Origin of the sequence: Pseudomonas sp., from assembly GCF_035554175.1 — a bacterium.
Classification (GTDB): Bacteria; Pseudomonadota; Gammaproteobacteria; order Pseudomonadales; family Pseudomonadaceae; genus Aquipseudomonas.
On record NZ_DATMIV010000041.1, the window covers coordinates 33,712 to 51,423 of the forward strand.

17 protein-coding genes are annotated in these 17,712 nt (G+C 60.6%); 12 read left to right on the forward strand and 5 right to left on the reverse strand.

All coding sequences use genetic code 11. The features are described 5' to 3' along the window. Positions 1-103 precede the first annotated feature (103 nt). A complete protein-coding gene (locus tag VNV36_RS18420) occupies positions 104-1,009 on the forward strand; it encodes an alpha/beta hydrolase (RefSeq protein ID WP_325719186.1) in 906 nt (301 codons plus the stop codon). Further along, a complete protein-coding gene (locus VNV36_RS18425; RefSeq protein ID WP_325719188.1) occupies positions 1,006-1,335 on the forward strand; it encodes a PA3694 family proteiin in 330 nt (109 codons plus the stop codon). The genes VNV36_RS18420 and VNV36_RS18425 overlap by 4 nt, the downstream gene beginning before the upstream one ends. 143 nt (positions 1,336-1,478) lie before the next feature. Here VNV36_RS18425 and lptF read toward each other — a convergent pair whose 3' ends face one another. The 3 genes from lptF to VNV36_RS18440 all read right to left on the reverse strand — a co-directional run bounded on the left by lptF (position 1,479) and on the right by VNV36_RS18440 (position 3,449). Next, positions 1,479-2,267 (reverse strand): lipotoxin F family OmpA-related lipoprotein LptF, encoded by a 789-nt coding sequence (gene lptF, locus VNV36_RS18430; RefSeq protein ID WP_325719190.1) that lies wholly within the window; start codon positions 2,265-2,267, stop codon positions 1,479-1,481. Positions 2,268-2,322: 55 nt separating this feature from the next. Beyond that, on the reverse strand, positions 2,323-2,727 hold the full coding sequence (locus tag VNV36_RS18435; protein ID WP_325719192.1) for a DUF4398 domain-containing protein: 405 nt from the start codon (positions 2,725-2,727) through the stop codon (positions 2,323-2,325). A 377-nt stretch (positions 2,728-3,104) separates the two neighbouring features. Further along, on the reverse strand, positions 3,105-3,449 hold the full coding sequence (locus VNV36_RS18440; protein ID WP_325719194.1) for a pilin assembly protein: 345 nt from the start codon (positions 3,447-3,449) through the stop codon (positions 3,105-3,107). Positions 3,450-3,662: 213 nt separating this feature from the next. Between VNV36_RS18440 and ppc the strand changes: the two genes are divergently transcribed. From ppc to VNV36_RS18475, 7 genes are all read left to right on the forward strand, one after another. Beyond that, a complete protein-coding gene (gene ppc / locus VNV36_RS18445) occupies positions 3,663-6,293 on the forward strand; it encodes a phosphoenolpyruvate carboxylase (RefSeq protein ID WP_325719196.1) in 2,631 nt (876 codons plus the stop codon). Between the two features lie 300 nt (positions 6,294-6,593). Next, complete coding sequence (gene adk / locus VNV36_RS18450; protein ID WP_217864255.1) at positions 6,594-7,244, forward strand: adenylate kinase; 651 nt, start codon at positions 6,594-6,596, stop codon at positions 7,242-7,244. A 93-nt stretch (positions 7,245-7,337) separates the two neighbouring features. After that, positions 7,338-8,012 carry a tRNA (adenosine(37)-N6)-threonylcarbamoyltransferase complex dimerization subunit type 1 TsaB gene (gene tsaB, locus VNV36_RS18455; protein WP_325719200.1) on the forward strand — a complete coding sequence of 225 codons (675 nt, stop codon included), beginning with the start codon at positions 7,338-7,340 and terminating at the stop codon, positions 8,010-8,012. 223 nt (positions 8,013-8,235) lie between these two features. Beyond that, entirely contained in the window at positions 8,236-8,541 is a 306-nt protein-coding gene (locus tag VNV36_RS18460; protein WP_325719203.1) for a hypothetical protein, read from the forward strand. Next, complete coding sequence (locus VNV36_RS18465) at positions 8,541-9,401, forward strand: DUF72 domain-containing protein (protein ID WP_325719205.1); 861 nt, start codon at positions 8,541-8,543, stop codon at positions 9,399-9,401. Before VNV36_RS18460 ends, VNV36_RS18465 begins: the two co-directional genes overlap by 1 nt. Before the next feature lie 31 nt (positions 9,402-9,432). After that, on the forward strand, positions 9,433-10,269 hold the full coding sequence (locus VNV36_RS18470; RefSeq protein WP_325719207.1) for an isocitrate lyase/PEP mutase family protein: 837 nt from the start codon (positions 9,433-9,435) through the stop codon (positions 10,267-10,269). Positions 10,270-10,271: 2 nt separating this feature from the next. Then, positions 10,272-10,964 carry an extensin-like domain-containing protein gene (locus VNV36_RS18475; RefSeq protein WP_325719209.1) on the forward strand — a complete coding sequence of 231 codons (693 nt, stop codon included), beginning with the start codon at positions 10,272-10,274 and terminating at the stop codon, positions 10,962-10,964. A 3-nt stretch (positions 10,965-10,967) separates the two neighbouring features. Here VNV36_RS18475 and VNV36_RS18480 read toward each other — a convergent pair whose 3' ends face one another. Next, positions 10,968-11,588 carry an energy transducer TonB gene (locus tag VNV36_RS18480; protein WP_325719211.1) on the reverse strand — a complete coding sequence of 207 codons (621 nt, stop codon included), beginning with the start codon at positions 11,586-11,588 and terminating at the stop codon, positions 10,968-10,970. A 92-nt stretch (positions 11,589-11,680) separates the two neighbouring features. Here VNV36_RS18480 and VNV36_RS18485 point away from each other — a divergent pair, with 92 nt between their 5' ends. Beyond that, the gene (locus VNV36_RS18485) at positions 11,681-12,463 is read left to right on the forward strand and encodes a class I SAM-dependent methyltransferase (protein WP_414705528.1); all 783 of its coding nucleotides are present in this window, start codon (positions 11,681-11,683) and stop codon (positions 12,461-12,463) included. Between the two features lie 107 nt (positions 12,464-12,570). Here VNV36_RS18485 and VNV36_RS18490 read toward each other — a convergent pair whose 3' ends face one another. Next, the gene (locus tag VNV36_RS18490) at positions 12,571-13,206 is read right to left on the reverse strand and encodes a TetR/AcrR family transcriptional regulator (protein WP_325719213.1); all 636 of its coding nucleotides are present in this window, start codon (positions 13,204-13,206) and stop codon (positions 12,571-12,573) included. A gap of 94 nt (positions 13,207-13,300) precedes the next feature. On the opposite strand from VNV36_RS18490, the gene VNV36_RS18495 reads away from it, so the two are divergent. Both VNV36_RS18495 and VNV36_RS18500 read left to right on the forward strand, forming a co-directional pair. Further along, a complete protein-coding gene (locus VNV36_RS18495; protein WP_325719215.1) occupies positions 13,301-14,401 on the forward strand; it encodes an efflux RND transporter periplasmic adaptor subunit in 1,101 nt (366 codons plus the stop codon). A 6-nt stretch (positions 14,402-14,407) separates the two neighbouring features. After that, entirely contained in the window at positions 14,408-17,476 is a 3,069-nt protein-coding gene (locus VNV36_RS18500; RefSeq protein WP_325719217.1) for an efflux RND transporter permease subunit, read from the forward strand. Positions 17,477-17,712: the final 236 nt, after the last annotated feature.

Below are 17,712 nucleotides of genomic sequence, written 5' to 3' on the forward strand. Positions count from 1 at the left end.
CATCTTCAACATTGATGTTGGCTGACACACCGCTTTCGCGAGCAGGCTCGCTCCCACAGGTTTGATTTGTGTCAGCTTCTCTTTTATTGCGAGGTTTCACCGGATGAGAATCCTCGGCATCCTATGCCTGCTTCTGACCCTCGGCGGTTGCAGTTCGCTGCTGTTCTATCCCGAACCGGGCCAGATCTTCACCCCCGACAAAGCCAGGCTCGAATACCGCACTGTCACCCTGACCACTGCCGACGGCCTCAAACTCAACGCCTGGTGGCTACCGGCCAAATCCGGTGTCGAGGTCAAAGGGACCGTCCTGCATCTGCACGGCAACGGCGGCAATCTGCCGATGCACCTGGGCGGCAGCTGGTGGTTGCCGAAGAACGGCTATCAGGTGCTGCTGGTCGACTATCGTGGTTACGGTTTGTCCGAGGGCAAGCCTAGCCTGCCGGCAATTTATCGGGATATCGACGCGGCGTTCGCCTGGCTCGACCACGCGCCGGAGGTCAAAGGCAAGCCGCTGGTGCTGCTCGGGCAAAGCCTTGGCGGCGCGATGGCGGTGCATTGGCTGGCGCAGCACCCGGAGCGGCAGAAACAGCTCAAGGCCTTGGTGCTGGACGGCGTGCCGGCCAGTTACCGGAGTGTCGGCCAGTTCGCCCTCAGCACTTCCTGGTTGACCTGGCCATTGCAGGTGCCCCTTTCCTGGCTGGTGCCGGATGGTGACAGCGCGATCAACTCGATGGCGCAGCTGACTGGCGTGCCGAAGCTGATTTACCACAGCATCGACGATCCGCTGGTGCCGATGGCCAACGGTATTCGCCTGTATCAGGCAGCGCCGCCACCGCGCGTGTTGCAGCTGACCCGTGGTGGTCATGTGCAAACTTTCGGCGACCCGGTATGGCGTCAGGTCATGCTGCGCTATCTCGACGATCCCGAACACTTCGACGGCCTGCGTCGCCTCGGCGAAATCCCCAACTATCCGCCGCTCCCGAATTCTGAAGATGAGAATCCGCAATGACTGAAGAACGTAACGCTATCCCGCTGATCATCACGGGTATTTGCAGCATCCTCGGCACCGTGGGGGCGCTGTGGTACTACGGCTATCTGCATTTCGCCAAGCCTGAGGATGCGTTGCTGCTCAACGAATTCACCATGCTCAAGACCGTTCCCGGCGAAGACTACAAACTCTCCCTGACCCCCGCACCGCAAGTGGCGCAGTGTATTGATGGCGTGCTGGTGCTGTTCGATACCGAACAGAAGGGCCTGACCGGGGTGTTGGTCAATGCACAGAAAAAAGCTGTGCGCTGCATGGGCGAGCAAACCCCGCAAAAACTGGAACCTTAAAAGCAAAAGATCGCAGCCTTCGGCAGCTCCTACAGGGAACGCATTGCAAATGTAGGAGCTGCCGAAGGCTGCGATCTTTTGATCTTCAAAAAAAGCCCCCGCCTGATCACTCAGGCGGGGGCTTTTGCGTTACGGCGTGAAGCTTAGTTCGAGCTCACCGAAGAACGCGGTGCTACCGGCTGGTTGTCGTTGGAAATGGTCACTTCCACGCGACGGTTCATCGCACGGCCCGACACGCTGCCGTTATCCGCTACCGGATATTCCTTGCCGTAACCCTGAGCCACGATGCGCGAAGGATCGACGCCCATCTTGATCAGAGCCATCTGCACGGAAGTCGCGCGACGCTCGGACAGCGACTGGTTGTAGCTCGCGGTACCGGTGCTGTCGGTGTAACCCTCGACGATCACTTTGCGATCCGGGTTTTCCTGGAGGAATTGCGCCAGTTTGTTGATGTTCACCAGACCGCTGGATTTCAGATCAGCCTTGTTGGTGGCGAACAGCACGTCACCGAAAGTTACCAGCGTACCGCGATCGGTCTGCTTGGCGTTGAGGCTTTGCTGCAGCTGTTTGATCTGCTGGTCACGGGCATCCAGGCGCGCTTGGGCGCGTTGGGCAGCGGCGTTTTTCAGGTTGTTTTCAGCGGTGCGCAGGGCGATGGTCTGCTTGGCCACTTCCACGCGCTGGTTGGTCAGGTAAGCCAGTTGATCAACCTTGGCCGCGTCTTCCTTGTCCAGATAAGCCTTGTCGGCCTTGTCCAGGTAATCGCTGGCGTCTTTGGTTTCCAGCGCCGCTACTTTGCTCGCTTGTGGGTTGGCTTGCAGGCCGGCGTAGTTGGTGCGCGCCTGTTCCAGGTTCGGGTTAGGCGGGGTGGAGCAGGCAGCCAATGCAACGCTTGCGGCCAGAAGAGCGGGAATCATCAGTTGCTTACGCATAATTTGTCGTCCTTTCTATCGGTAAGAGTTTCAGCTTTGCGGTCGGGATGCGCGCTTACTGCACGGTGCGCTGACTTTCCTGACGCAGTTCCTGAACACCTTTCTGGGAATCCTTCACAGCCTGTTCGGCCTTGGCGGCCTGAGCCTTGCGCTCAGCGACGCGAGCGTCCCACTCGGCCTGCTCGGCCAGGCGTTTGGCCTCGTCATACTTCTTGTCGTGCATGGCGATTTCAGCTTGTTTCAGTTTGTCCTGAGCCTGCTTCATTTCCACCGCAGCGAATTCGGTACCGCCCGCGCTGACGGCGCTGTTGACGGCCGATTGGGTCACGGCGTACTGCTCGGTCGGTGGGTTACCCGCGCAACCGGCCAGCACGAAGCTGGTGCCGATGGCCAGAGCGGCCAGTTTCAGACCGCGCAAGTGGGAAAACGAGGTTTGGGTTTTCATGGTCTTCAACTCCATTAGGCATCTCCTGAAAATACAACTGAATCCATCCTGGCAGAGGAGCCGAAAGCATCGCTTGTTGACGCGAATTGAAACGCTCGTTCCAGGCGTGGTTACCAGTTCCGACCGGCGGCATTTTTGAAAAGTTCAGAAAAGATGGCCTATCGCCAAAAATTAAATTGACCGTGTGGACAAGGCTCTGGGACGGGAACTTTGGCGGTTTTGAGCGGTACGCGCGGGGGTTCTCTACGCTGTGCAAAACAGCTTTGCGAACTGAAATCGGCCGGTGTGGGAGCGAGCCTGCTCGCGAATGCGGTGTATCAGTCAGCGCAACTGCTGAATGGAAATCTGCATTCGCGAGCAGGCTCGCTCCCACAGGGTTGATGGGTGTCGTGTCAGTGCTTTTGCTTGTGCTCGGCTGACGACAGGTCATGCAAATGCCGCCTCGACAACGCCAGAAAACGCGGCGTAGGCCCGACGTCTTCATACAGCGGATCACCTTCCTCATCCGTCGCCACCACCGTCGAACCCTTTACATACGGCAGGCTCGCCTCGAACTCTTCGAGGGCGGCGCCGATCAGTTCGCCGAGCAGTTCCTCGGGACGACGTTTCGGGTACATCTCGGCAATCGCCGCCAGGCGCGCGGCGGCTTCTACGTCCAGATGAATCGTGTAGCCGGTATCGGTCAGACGACCTTTGGCGTTTTCTTCCCAATGCTGGGCGAGTTCACGAATTTTCATGATGACCTCATTTCGCGCCTGCTGATGGCAGGCCTGGGTAAGTGTCCGGCAGCGCCGGCGGCAGGCCGTTGTAGGGCTTATTGTTGAGACTCGCTTTATGCGACAAGGTTTAAAGTCCCTTCTCCGGCGGCTTGTAAGATGCGGCGCAGAGCGGCACTCTCTGGCAAAGCATGCGTTTCTGCGCTGCCCCCGATTACCGCTGGAGAACTGCTGATGACCGATATCGATGCACGTTTGCGCGAAGATGTTCACCTGCTCGGAGAGCTGTTGGGCAACACCATTCGAGACCAGTACGGCGAGGCATTTCTCGACAAGATCGAGCAGATTCGCAAGGGTGCCAAGGCCGACCGGCGCGGCTCGATGGACGCGGAACTGAGCGCGAGCCTCAATCAATTGAGCGAGGACGAATTGCTCCCGGTCGCGCGGGCCTTCAACCAGTTTCTCAATCTGGCCAACATCGCCGAGCAGTATCAACTGATCCATCGTCGCGAGGAGTCGCAGCCCGCACCGTTCGAATCGCGCGTATTACCTGAGCTGCTCGCTCGTCTGCGCAGCGAAGGTCACAGCGCCGAATCCCTGGCCCGACAATTGGCCCGGCTGGAAATCGAACTGGTGCTGACCGCGCACCCGACCGAAGTGGCGCGGCGCACCTTGATCCAGAAGTACGATGCAATCGCTGCGCAACTCGCCGCACAGGATCATCGCGACCTGACCAGCGCCGAGCGCGAGCAGATCCAGAGCAAATTGCAGCGCCTGATCGCCGAGGCCTGGCACACCGAAGAAATCCGCCGCACGCGGCCGACACCGGTCGACGAAGCCAAGTGGGGCTTTGCAGTCATCGAACATTCGTTGTGGCAGGCGATTCCCAACCACATGCGCAAGGCCGATCAGGCGCTGTTCGCCGCGACTGGCCTGCGCTTGCCACTGGAAGCGGCGCCGATCCGCTTTGCCTCATGGATGGGCGGCGACCGTGACGGCAATCCCAATGTCACCGCTGCGGTCACTCGCGAAGTGTTGTTGCTGGCGCGCTGGATGGCGGCCGATTTGTACCTGCGTGATGTCGACCATCTTGCTGCCGAACTGTCGATGCAACAGGCCAGCGCTGCGCTGAAGGCCAAGGCGGGCGACAGTGCCGAACCTTATCGCGCGGTGCTCAAGCAATTGCGCGAACGCCTGCGCGCCACGCGCAATTGGGCACACGCCGCGTTGACCGCGCCGACCCCGGCACCGGTCGATGTCCTGCACGACAATCGCGATCTGCTTGAGCCTTTGCAGCTGTGTTTCAACTCGCTGCACGAATGCGGCATGGGCGTCATCGCCGACGGGCCGTTGCTCGATTGCCTGCGCCGGGCGGTAACGTTCGGTTTGTTCCTGGTGCGCCTGGATGTGCGTCAGGACTCGACGCGGCACAGTTCGGCGATGACGGAAATCACCGATTACCTCGGTCTTGGACGCTATGAGGATTGGGACGAAGAACAGCGCATCAGCTTCCTCACCGAGGAACTGAGCAACCGGCGTCCGTTGCTGCCCGCGCATTTCAAGCCGTCGGCGGACACCGCTGAAGTGCTCGACACCTGCAGGGAAATCGCCGCTGCACCGGCGGCTTCGCTGGGCTCCTACGTGATTTCCATGGCTGGCGCAGCTTCCGATGTGCTCGCCGTGCAACTGCTGCTCAAAGAGTCCGGGGTGCTGCGGCCGATGCGCGTGGTGCCGCTGTTCGAAACCCTCGCCGACCTCGACAACGCCGGGCCGGTGATGGAGCGCCTGTTGCTCTTGCCGGGCTATCGCGCGCGCCTGCACGGCCCGCAGGAAGTGATGATCGGTTATTCCGACTCGGCCAAGGATGCCGGCACCACCGCTGCGGCGTGGGCGCAATATCGCGCGCAGGAGCGGCTGGTGGAAATCTGCCGCGAGCAGCAAGTCGAATTGCTGTTGTTCCACGGTCGAGGCGGCACCGTGGGCCGTGGCGGCGGTCCGGCGCACGCGGCGATTCTGTCGCAGCCGCCGGGTTCGGTGGCGGGGCGCTTCCGTACCACCGAACAGGGAGAAATGATTCGTTTCAAATTCGGCCTGCCGGACATCGCCGAACAAAACCTCAATCTGTATCTGGCCGCCGTGCTCGAAGCGACCTTGCTGCCACCGCCGCCGCCGACCCCTGAGTGGCGCCATCTGATGGACGAATTGGCGGCTGACGGTGTCAGCGCTTACCGCCAGGTGGTGCGGGAAAATCCGCAATTCGTTGAGTATTTCCGCCAGTCGACCCCAGAGCAGGAGTTGGGACGTTTGCCTTTGGGCAGTCGTCCGGCCAAGCGCCGCGCCGGCGGCATCGAAAGCTTGCGGGCGATCCCGTGGATCTTCGGCTGGACCCAGACGCGGCTGATGCTGCCGGCCTGGCTGGGCTGGGAGACGGCACTGAGCAAGGCGCTGGAGCGCGGCGAGGGCGAGTTGCTGGGACAGATGCGCGAACAATGGCCGTTCTTCCGTACCCGCATCGACATGCTGGAAATGGTCCTGGCCAAGGCTGACGCCGATATTGCGCAGTCCTACGACGAGCGTCTGGTCGAGGCGGATCTGCTGCCGTTGGGCGCGCAGTTACGCGACCTATTGTCGCAGGCATGCTCCGTGGTGCTGGGCTTGACCGGCCAGTCGCAACTGCTGGCGCACAGCCCCGACACCCTCGAATTCATCCGGTTGCGCAACACCTACCTCGACCCGCTGCATCTATTGCAGGCTGAACTGTTGGCCCGTTCGCGACAGCAGGATGTCGAGCAGGGCAGCCCGGTGGAACAGGCGCTGCTGGTGTCTGTGGCGGGGATTGCCGCCGGATTGCGCAATACCGGCTAAGGTTGCTGATCACGTCAGGCAGCATTCGCATTGAGGGTCGGATGCTGCTGCACCACGTGTAGGAAAGTGCCGCGAGGCGACAGTTAATGTTGGGGTTGCGACTTGGGTTACCGCGTCGCGAGGTCACGGCGGGCGTCGGTTTCTCCGACTTTTGGCGTCTTGTGTGGGCGCAGCCTGCTGTGTATCTTGATCAGCCTTTGGCCGTTTATGCGGCCACGACCCGTATTTTCAGGATTCGCCGGTTACGAGCGAATCCTTTGTTTTGTAAAGCTTTTATATAAAAAATTGAGGAGCACATCGATGCGCGTCATTCTGCTGGGAGCTCCCGGGGCCGGTAAAGGTACTCAGGCAAAGTTCATCACCGAAAAATTCGGCATTCCGCAAATCTCCACCGGCGACATGCTGCGTGCTGCGGTCAAGGCCGGCACCCCGCTGGGCGTGCAAGCCAAGAGCATCATGGATGCCGGCGGCCTGGTGTCGGATGACCTGATCATCGCATTGGTCAAGGACCGCATCGCTCAACCTGATTGCGCCAACGGCTTCCTGTTCGACGGCTTCCCGCGCACCATTCCGCAGGCTGAAGCCCTGGTCACTGCCGGTGTCGAGCTGGACGCTGTGGTTGAAATCGCTGTTGAAGACGAAGAAATCGTCCAGCGCATCGCCGGTCGCCGTGTTCACGAAGCCAGCGGCCGCGTTTATCACATCGTCTACAACCCGCCGAAACTGGCTGGCAAAGACGACATCACCGGTGAAGAGCTGGTGCAGCGCAAGGACGACACCGAAGAAACCGTGCGCCATCGCCTGTCGGTCTACCATTCGCAGACCAAACCGCTGGTGGAGTTCTACCAGAAGCTGTCTGCCGCCAATGGTGGCAAGCCGAAGTACAGCCACATTCCAGGCGTGGGTTCGGTCGATGCAATCACCGCCAAGGTGCTGGCCGCGCTGAGCTGAGAAGTCTGAACCGCCGCATCATCCACGGCCCGCTTGCGGGCCGTAGTTGTTTATACTGACGCACTTTTTCCCACTCCTGTTTTGGAAACATCGATGAGCACCTTGCTGGCCCTGGACACCGCGACTGAAGCTTGCTCCGTTGCCTTGCTGCATGACGGCAAGGTCACGAGCCATTACGAGGTGATCCCGCGCCTGCACGCGCAGAAGCTGCTGCCGATGATCCAGCAATTGCTGGCTGATGCGGGCACCACATTGCAAGCGGTCGACGCGATCGCCTTTGGTCGTGGTCCTGGCGCGTTTACCGGGGTGCGTATTGCCATCGGCGTAGTGCAAGGTTTGGCATTTGCTCTGGATCGTCCAGTGCTGCCGGTATCCAACCTTGCCGTGCTCGCGCAGCGTGCCTTCCGTGAACATGGCGCAGGCCAGGTGGCGGCCGCCATCGATGCGCGGATGGATGAAGTGTATTGGGGCTGCTATCGCGAGACGGCGGGGGAGATGCGTCTGGTGGGCGCCGAAGCCGTACTGCCGCCGGAAGTGGCCGCGCTGCCGGCCGATGCTGATGGCGATTGGTTCGGCGCTGGCACCGGTTGGGGCTACGGCGAACGTATTGCGGTCAATCTGGCCGGCTCCGACGCTGGCATGCTGCCCCACGCCGAAGATCTGCTGACCCTGGCGCGTTTCGCCTGGGAGCGCGGCGAGGCGATCCAGGCCGACGACGCACAACCGGTTTACCTGCGCGATAAAGTCGCCACTCCGAAAGCCCGCTGAGCCTTTGAAAGATCGCAGCCTTCGGCAGCTCCTACAGGGCAATGCATTCCAAATGCAGGAGCTGCCGAAGGCTGCGATCTTTGGACTTTTATAAACGCCAATCGTCAGTTTCTCACCCTCGCTTAAAACCTTTTGCGCTTTCTGTGTTCTAGTTATCACTCGGCAGTTTGCTAAGTCGGTCAGGTGCCGCTAAATTGCCATCATCGATACCGGGCATGACATTATGCGTATAGACGGCGTTTCCACTCAGTCCTACCCCATCAAGCGCAAGCTTCGCAAAGGCAACGCCGCGCTGGATGAGTCCGCCGATATCATCGATGGCGAGCTGGAATTCCCGAGCGAAGAGCAAATGGCTGCTCGCGCTCAAGCCGCTGCGCAACGCCTGAGCAATCTGCCTGCACGTCAGCAAGACATGATCTACCACCGTGCAATGAAGAAGAGCGTAGCCATGGCCCTGGCCAGCTACCTGAGCACTGCCGGTTTTGTCGATTGGGATGCGGATGTGCTGGGCCTCGATCTGTATATCTGATGGATCTGCCTTACTACCTCGGTTGCCCGTCCTGGAGCGAAAATGCCTGGCGCGAGTATCTGTATCCGGTAGATGCCAAAACCTCCGACTTTCTCGCGCTCTACTGCCAGGTGTTCAACGCCGTCGAAGGCAACACCACTTTCTACGCCAGCCCCTCGCCAGCCACTGTGCAGCGTTGGGCCGAGATCATGCCGGCGCACTTTCGCTTCACTGCCAAATTCCCCGGCGACATCAGCCACAGCGGCGACTTGCGCGAGCAGCTGACCGCTGCCGAAACCTTCCTGCAATTACTCAACCCCCTCGGCGAACGTGTCTCACCGCTCTGGCTGCAACTTTCGAAGAGCTTTACTGCGCAGCGTCTGCCGGAACTGCTGGCGTTCATCGACGCGCTGGATTGCCCGTTGGCTGTGGAGGTGCGCAATGAGCAGTTCTTCGCTAAAGGCGAGAGCGAGCGCCTGCTCAATCGTCTGCTGCTTGATCGCGGTGTAGAGCGCATCTGCCTTGATCCGCGTGCGCTGTTCAGCTGTCTGTCGACCGAGTCTTCGGTGATCCACGCGCAAGCGAAGAAACCACGAGTGCCGACGCGCCCGGCGGCGTTCACCCAGTTCCCGCAGGTGCGCTTCATCGGCCATCCCGAGCTTGAGGCCAACGATCCGTTTCTGTTGCCGTGGGTCGCGAAAATTGCCGAGTGGATCGAAGAGGGGCGCACGCCCTACATCTTCCTGCACACCGCCGACAACCTGTTGGCGGCGAAGCTGGCACAACGTTTTCACGCACAACTGATGCAACGTTTGCCTGGCTTGCCCGCGCTGCCTGAGCTATACAGAGAACCCGCCGCTGAGCAACTTGGCTTGCTCTGAAGCGGATTTTTTCCTGCCCGGGAGCCCGTCGATGGACGTCCAAGCCAGTCAAGAACAACTGCGTAAAGCCCAAGCCTTCAAAGCTCTGCATGACGGTCCGGGGATTTTCGTCATTCCCAATCCGTGGGATGCCGGCTCGGCGAAAATGCTCGCCAGCCTCGGCTATCAGGCCTTGGCGACCACCAGTGCCGGCTACGCGTTTTCGCAGGGCAAAGCCGATGGAGCGTTGAACCTCGATGAGACATTGGCCAATGTCCGCGCAATAGTTGCGGCGACGGATCTGCCGGTGGCCGTGGATCTGGAAAACGGTTTTGCCGATGACCCGGCGGAGTCCGCGCAGAGCTTGATTCGCGCAGCCGAGGCGGGCGCCGTGGGTGGCTCGATCGAAGATGCCACGGGCCGTGCGGATGCGCCGATCTATTGCTTTGAACACGCCGTGGCGAGAATTGAAGCGGCCGTTGCGGCAGTGCGCACGCTGCCTTTCCCCTTTGTCCTCACCGCCCGTGCGGAGAACTACCTGCATGGCAACCCCGATCTCGACGACACCATTGGCCGCTTGCAGGCATTTGCCGAGGCGGGCGCCGATGTGCTCTATGCGCCGGGATTGCGCACTGCCGCAGAAGTGCTGGCGGTGGTCCAAGCCGTGGCGCCGAAACCGGTCAACGTGTTGATGTCCGGCGGTTTGAAACTCTCCGTGCAGCAACTCGAAGAAATGGGCGTGAGGCGGATCAGCACCGGTTCGGCGCTGGCGCTCGCGGCGTTCGGCGAATTCTTTCGCGCGGCTGAAGAAATCCGGCAGTCCGGCACCTTCGGCTTTACCTCACAGTCGATGCCGTATGCCAAGGCCAATCAGTTCTTCAAGGATTGAGCATGGGGCGTTGGCTGTTCTGGCTGCTGGTGCTGACTGTGGCGGGCATTGCGGTGAGTGTCTGGCGCGGCTGGTTGCAGGTGCCGCCGCAGTGGAACCCGTGGGCACCCCTGGAGGTAAAAGCAGCGCGCAACTGGCTGACCGGTTACAAACTCATGCGCCTGCGCAGCGACCCAGAGCTTTGTGCACAGGCGCTGAGCAGCTCGGATATGCGCGTCAGCCGCCAGGCCGACAGCCCCGGCGCCAAGTGTCCGCTGATCGGCGCTCTGCGGGTGCAGGGCGGTGAGGTGGCGCTGAGCAGCAGTTTCATCGCCAGTTGCCCGCTGGCAGTGGCCTACGCGATGTTCGAACACCACGCCCTGCAACCTGCCGCGCAATCGGTTTACGGCCAGAAGATCACGCGCGTCGATCACCTCGGCAGCTTCGCCTGTCGTAATGTCTACAACCGTGAAAGCGGCGCCCTCAGTCGACATGCCAGTGCCGACGCGCTGGACATCGCCGGTTTCCGCCTGGCTGACGGGCGCACGATCAGCGTGCTCAAGGACTGGCCAAAACAAAATCAGGACGCACAGTTTCTGCGCCAAGTGCGCGATGGCGCCTGCGAGTCATTCAGTGTGGTGTTGAGTCCGGATTACAACGCCGCCCATCGCAATCACTTTCATGTCGATGTCGGACGCTGGAGCGTGTGTCGCTGAGGCTCAGGCGGCGAGGCGCAGGTTCTGCAGAACGATCGGGCGCGCCCAACCGTTATCGAAGTCCAGGGCTTTCTGCTGCTCGGCGATTTCTTCCGGCGGGAACGGCGGGTAAGGCTTCTGCAGCAAGTCCAGATCGAACTCGGCGATCGGCAGGTACAGCGGACGTTTCTGCGGGGCAGGGCCGGGCTCAGGCAGTGGCTGACCATTGTTGATCACAATCGGGCGCACCCAGCTGCTGTCGAAATCCTGTTGCGCTTGCTGCGACTTGAGTTCTTCCGGAGGGAACGGTGGGAACGGCTTGTCCAGCAGCTCCATTTCGAACTCGGCGATCGGCAGGAACAATGGCTCCGGCGGGCGAACCTCGGTTTCGACCACGTCGCATTCACGCTGGCTGACGATGTGCGCGTGCAGCTCGCTGCCGAGGGTTGGCTCTTCAGGGCTGTTCAGGTCTACCGGAGGAAACGTGCCGCAGGCTGGCACCACATCACTCGTCTGCTCGGCCAGGGCCTGGGCGAAGAAATCCTGCCACAGGTGACTGACGCCGCTCAGTGCTTGAGTGTTATGACGGCTGAAATCGCCATGGGGCGAAATGTAGCCAATCGATGTGGGAAGAATGCCTGACATTTTTTTCGGTTGACGCTCAGCTCTGGCAAAATGCGCGTTGAATGGTTTATCGGCGGTTTTTGTCGATCCTTAACTTTTTTGAGCGTTTTTTCATGATTGAGTCACCTGCGGCCTGCCGCATCCATGTCCAGGCCCTCGCCCCGACGTTTCAAGCGCAGGCCGAGCACTGGGCTGAACGCCTCGGTCTGCCGCTGGGCGACGCTGACGGCGAGTTCGCCTTGCAGGTCGGCGAGCAGGGTTTGCAGTTGCAGCAGCTCGGCCCGGACGCCCCCGGGCCGGTGCGAGTGGACTTCGTCGAGGGTGGTGCGGCGCATCGGCGTTTGTATGGCGGTGGCAGCGGCCAGATGATCGCCAAGGCAGTCGGCATCGCCCAAGGCGTACGCCCGCGTGTGCTGGACGCCACGGCAGGGCTGGGTAAGGATGCGTTTGTGCTGGCCAGTCTCGGCTGTGAAATGAGCCTGATCGAGCGCCAGCCGTTGATCGGCGCACTGCTCGAGGATGGTCTGGCGCGGGCGGCGGAGGATTTCGACGTGGCGCCGATCGTGGCGCGGATGAAACTGCTCAAGGGCAACTCCATCGAGGTCATGCGCAACTGGGAAGGCGAGCCGCCGCAGGTGATCTATCTCGACCCGATGTTCCCGCATCGGGAGAAAACCGCGCTGGTGAAAAAAGAGATGCGCCTCTTCCGCCCCTTGGTGGGCGATGACCCGGATGCGCCGGCGCTGCTTGAAGCGGCACTGGCACTGGCCACGCACCGGGTGGTGGTCAAACGCCCGCGCAAGGCACCCTGCATCGAAGGGCCGAAACCGAGCCATGCGCTGGATGGCAAATCGAGCCGGTATGACATTTATCCGAAGAAAGCACTGAAGCCCTGAGACCGTATCGCCTCATTCGCGAGCAGGCTCGCTCCCACCGTTGAAATGCATTCCAATGTGGGAGCGAGCCTGCTCGCGAAGCGGTCTGCACAAACATCGCAAAACTGTCAGGGTTTGTATGCCCGCATAAACAACCCCACCACCTCGCGCACATGCCGTTCCGCCGCGTCACCCGTCAGCGGCTCGCCGCAGCCATACAACAAGCGAAAATTCCCCGCACCCTTGATCAGGCAGAAGAAGTGCTCGGCGGCATTATGCGGCTGGTCGATATTCAACGCGCCGCTCGCATGGATCTTCGTCAGCAAACCTTCCATCCCGTTGACTACTCGCTCAGGGCCGGCCTCGAAGAAGATCAGCGACAGCTTCGGGTCCTGGCTGCCCAGGGCCATGATCAGACGATGCAGATTCACTGATTCATCGCTGTTGATCAGTTGATGAAAGCCTCGGCCTATGTTCAACAACACATTTTCCACCGGGATGCCTTCCGGCAATTCGAAGAACAGTGGCGGTAGTTGCTCTTCGCATTTGGCCACCACGGCGGCGGAGAACAAGGTTTCCTTGTCGTTGAAATGGCTGTAGACCGTCAGCTTCGACACGCCGGCCTCACTGGCCACCGCGTCCATGCTGGTGTTGGCGTAACCATGACTGAGAAACAGGGTTTTCGCCGCATCGAGGATCGCCTGGCGTTTGGCCAGATCCTTGGGGCGGCCCGGGCCGTTTGGAGCTGAAAGATTGTTCGACATTCTTCGCTTTTAATACTGGACTGGTGAGTTTGCTATTAATACCATACCCGCCAGTATAAATATTCCAAGCCTCATTCGCGAAAGGTCCGTCACCATGTTCCGCCATGCGTTGTCCTTTGCCGTGCCAGTCAGTCTGGCGTTCCTGTTATCGGCGTGCGGTCAGGAAGAGGTGACGAAAGTCACCACACGACCGGCCATGGTGGTGCAACCCGAACCTTCCGCGCAGGCGATGGAAAGTTATCCGGGCGAGGTGCGTGCCCGCTATGAGCCTGATCTGGCTTTCCGCATCGGCGGTAAGGTCAGCCGACGGCTGGTCGACGAAGGCCAGCGGGTCAAGGCCGATCAGCCTTTGGCCGAGCTCGATCCGCAGGACGTGCGCCTGCAACTGGAAGCCACCCGCGCTCAGGTCGCGGCCGCCGAGGCCAATCTGAACCTGGTGCGCGCCGAGCGTGATCGCTACAAAACCCTGATGGAGCGGCAGATGGTCAGCCGCTCGGCCTACGACAACGCGGAAAATCTATACCGCTCCGGCGAAGCCCGCCTTAAACAAATCAAAGCCGAATTCAACGTCTCGACCAACCAGGCCAGTTACGCGGTGCTGCGTGCGCCGCAGGACGGTGTGGTGGCCAAGCGCTCGGTGGAAGTCGGTCAGGTGGTCGCTGCCGGACAAACCGTGTTCACCCTCGCCACCGACGGCGAGCGCGAAGTGCTGATCAGCCTGCCGGAGCAAAGCTTCGGCCGTTTCAAAGTCGGTCAGCCGGTCTCCGTAGAACTGTGGGCGCAGCAGAATCAGCGCTTCGCCGGGCAGATCCGCGAACTGTCGCCGTCCGCCGACCCGCGCTCGCGCACCTTCGCCGCCCGTATCTCCTTCACCAGCGGCAAAGTCCCGGCAGAGTTGGGCCAGAGTGCCCGCGTCTTCGTGCAATCGGCCGACAGTGTCTCGCTGTCGGTACCGCTTTCCGCGCTGACCGCTGAAAACGGCGCGACGTACGTGTGGGTGGTCAACGGCAATAACACGCTGAAGAAAACTCCGGTGCGGGTCGGCCCGTTCGGTGAGAAAAGCGTGGCAGTGCTCGAAGGCCTGAATGCCAGCGACTGGGTGGTCGCCGCCGGTGTTCACGTATTGCTGGATGGTCAGCAGGTGCGGCCGGTGGATCGTTCCAACCGTGTGGTCAATCTGGCGAACAAGGAGTAAGCCCCGATGCGCTTCAACCTCTCCGAATGGGCGTTGCGTAATCGCCAGATCGTACTGTTCCTGATGCTTTTGCTCGCCGTTGTCGGTGCGTTGTCCTACACCAAACTTGGCCAGAGCGAAGATCCTCCGTTCACCTTCAAGGCCATGGTCATTCAGACCCGCTGGCCCGGCGCGACCGCGCAGGAAGTTTCGCGCCAGGTCACCGAACGCATCGAGAAGAAACTGATGGAAACCGGTGAGTACGAACGCATCATGTCGTTCTCCCGTCCCGGTGAATCCCAGGTCACCTTCATCGCCCGCGATTCGATGCATTCCAAGGACATCCCCGACCTCTGGTACCAGCTGCGGAAAAAGGTCGGCGACATTCGCCAGACCTTGCCGCCGGGGATTCAGGGGCCGTTCTTCAACGATGAATTCGGCACCACTTTCGGCAACATCTATGCGTTGACCGGCGATGGCTTCGACTACGCCGTGCTCAAGGATTACGCCGACCGCATCCAGATTCAGCTGCAGCGGGTAAAGGATGTCGGCAAGGTCGAACTGCTCGGTCTGCAGGACGAGAAGATCTGGGTCGAGCTGTCCAATGTCAAACTCGCCACCCTCGGCCTGCCGTTGGCGGCCGTGCAGCAGGCGCTGGAGGAGCAGAACGCGGTGTCCACGGCGGGTTTTTTCGAGACCGGCAGCGAGCGCTTGCAGCTACGTGTTTCGGGGAATTTTCAGACAGTCGACGAGATAAAGAACTTTCCGATCCGGGTCGCCGATCGTACGTTCCGTATCTCCGATATCGCCGATGTGCGTCGCGGTTTCAGCGATCCACCGGCGCCGCGCATGCGTTTCATGGGCGATGACGCGATCGGTCTGGCCGTGGCAATGAAGGATGGCGGCGATATTCTGCTGCTGGGCAAAGCGCTGGAAGGCGAGTTCTCGCGGATTCAGAAAAACCTCCCGGCCGGCATGCAATTGCGCAAGGTCTCCGATCAGCCGGCCGCGGTGAAAACCGGGGTGGGCGAGTTCGTCCAGGTGTTGGTCGAGGCGCTGGCGATCGTATTGCTGGTGAGCTTCTTCTCTCTCGGTGTACGCACCGGCATGGTCGTCGCGTTGACCATTCCGCTGGTGCTGGCGATGACGTTCGCCTGCATGTATTACCTGGGTATCGGCCTGCACAAGATTTCCCTCGGTGCGTTGGTGCTGGCGCTCGGGCTGCTGGTGGACGATGCGATCATCGCCGTGGAAATGATGGCGATCAAAATGGAGCAGGGCTTCGACCGTATCAAAGCGGCGAGTTATGCCTGGACCAGCACGGCGTTTCCCATGCTCACCGGCACGCTGATCACCGCCGCCGGTTTCCTGCCGATTGCTACCGCACAGTCCGGCACTGGCGAATACACCCGCTCGATTTTCCAGGTCGTGACCATTGCGCTGCTGGCCTCATGGGTGGCAGCGGTGATGTTCGTGCCGTACCTGGGAGAAAAACTCCTGCCGGATCTGGCGAAAATTCACGCGGCCAAACATGGCACTGGCCATGGTCAGCCGGATCCGTACGCGACGCCGTTTTATCAACGCGTCCGTGGTCTGGTGGAGTGGTGCGTGGCGCACCGCAAGACGGTGATCGTGCTCACCGTCGGCCTGTTTATCGCTTCGGTGATGTTGTTCCGTTTCGTCCCACAGCAATTCTTTCCGGCCTCGAACCGGCTGGAGTTGATGGTCGATCTGAAGCTTGCCGAAGGTGTGTCGCTGGCCAATACCACCAGTGAAGTCAAACGCCTCGAAGCGATGCTCAAGCAGCACGCCGGCATCGATAATTACGTGGCCTACGTCGGAACCGGTTCGCCGCGTTTCTACCTGCCGCTGGATCAACAACTGCCGGCAGCAAGCTTTGCGCAATTTGTGGTGTTGGCGAAAACCATCGAAGAGCGTGAGGCGCTGCGCACCTGGTTGATCGAAACCCTCAACGAACAATTCCCGGCCCTGCGTTCTCGGGTCACCCGCCTGGAAAACGGCCCGCCGGTTGGCTACCCGGTGCAATTCCGCGTTACCGGCGAACACATTGAAGAAGTCCGCGCGCTGGCGCGCAAGGTGGCGGCGAAGGTTCGCGAGAACCCGCATGTGGTCAACGTGCATCTGGACTGGGAGGAGCCGAGCAAAGTCGTCTATCTGAACATCGACCAGGATCGCGCCCGCGCCCTCGGTGTGAGCACCGCCAATCTGGCGAAATTCCTGCAGAGTTCGTTGGTCGGTTCGACGGTCAGCCAGTACCGCGAAGACAACGAATTGATCGAGATTCTACTGCGCGGCACCGTGCATGAGCGTACGGAGTTGTCGTTGCTGCCGAGTCTGGCTGTGCCGACCGATAACGGTCGCAGTGTGGCGTTGTCGCAGATTGCCACGCTGGAATATGGCTTCGAGGAAGGCATCATCTGGCACCGCAATCGCCTGCCGAACGTGACGGTGCGTGCGGACATTTATGGCAAGGAGCAACCGGCGACGCTGGTGAAGCAGATCATGCCGACGCTGGAGCCGATTCGTGCCGAGTTGCCCGATGGTTATCTGCTGGATGTCGGCGGCACGGTGGAGGATTCCGAGCGCGGGCAGAAGTCGGTGAATGCCGGAGTGCCGATGTTCATCGTCGTGGTGCTGACTTTGCTGATGGTGCAACTGCGCAGTTTCTCGCGTACCGCGATGGTGTTTCTGACCGCACCGTTGGGCTTGATCGGGGTGACCTTGTTCCTGATGGTGTTCCGCCAGCCGTTCGGATTTGTGGCGATGTTGGGGACTATCGCGCTGTCCGGGATGATCATGCGTAATTCGGTGATTCTGGTGGATCAGATCGAGCAGGACATTGCTTCGGGGCTCAAGCCCTGGCAGGCAATTATCGAGGCAACCGTGCGGCGCTTCCGGCCGATTGTGTTGACGGCGCTGGCGGCGGTGTTGGCGATGATTCCGTTGTCGCGCAGTGTGTTTTTCGGGCCGATGGCGGTGGCGATCATGGGTGGGTTGATTGTTGCTACTGCGTTGACGCTGTTGTTTTTGCCGGCGTTGTATGCGGCTTGGTTCAGGGTTCGGCGGGAGGGTTGAGCCTTGGCGGCCTTCGGGCCGACCAGGTTCTAGGGGTTTTGGGTGAATATCCGTTTTTTTGGGTGTTGCTGGTTACGGTTCCGCCCTTACGGCGGGTCACCTTTTTCAAACGCCAAAAAGGTAACCCAAAAGGCTTGCTCCTGCGTTCGGCCCTCGCAGGCTCGGGTTCCTTCGCTGCGGGATCGATCCGGGCGCAGCGGCTCCGGTTTGCTTCGCTGCACCTACACTCGCTGTGT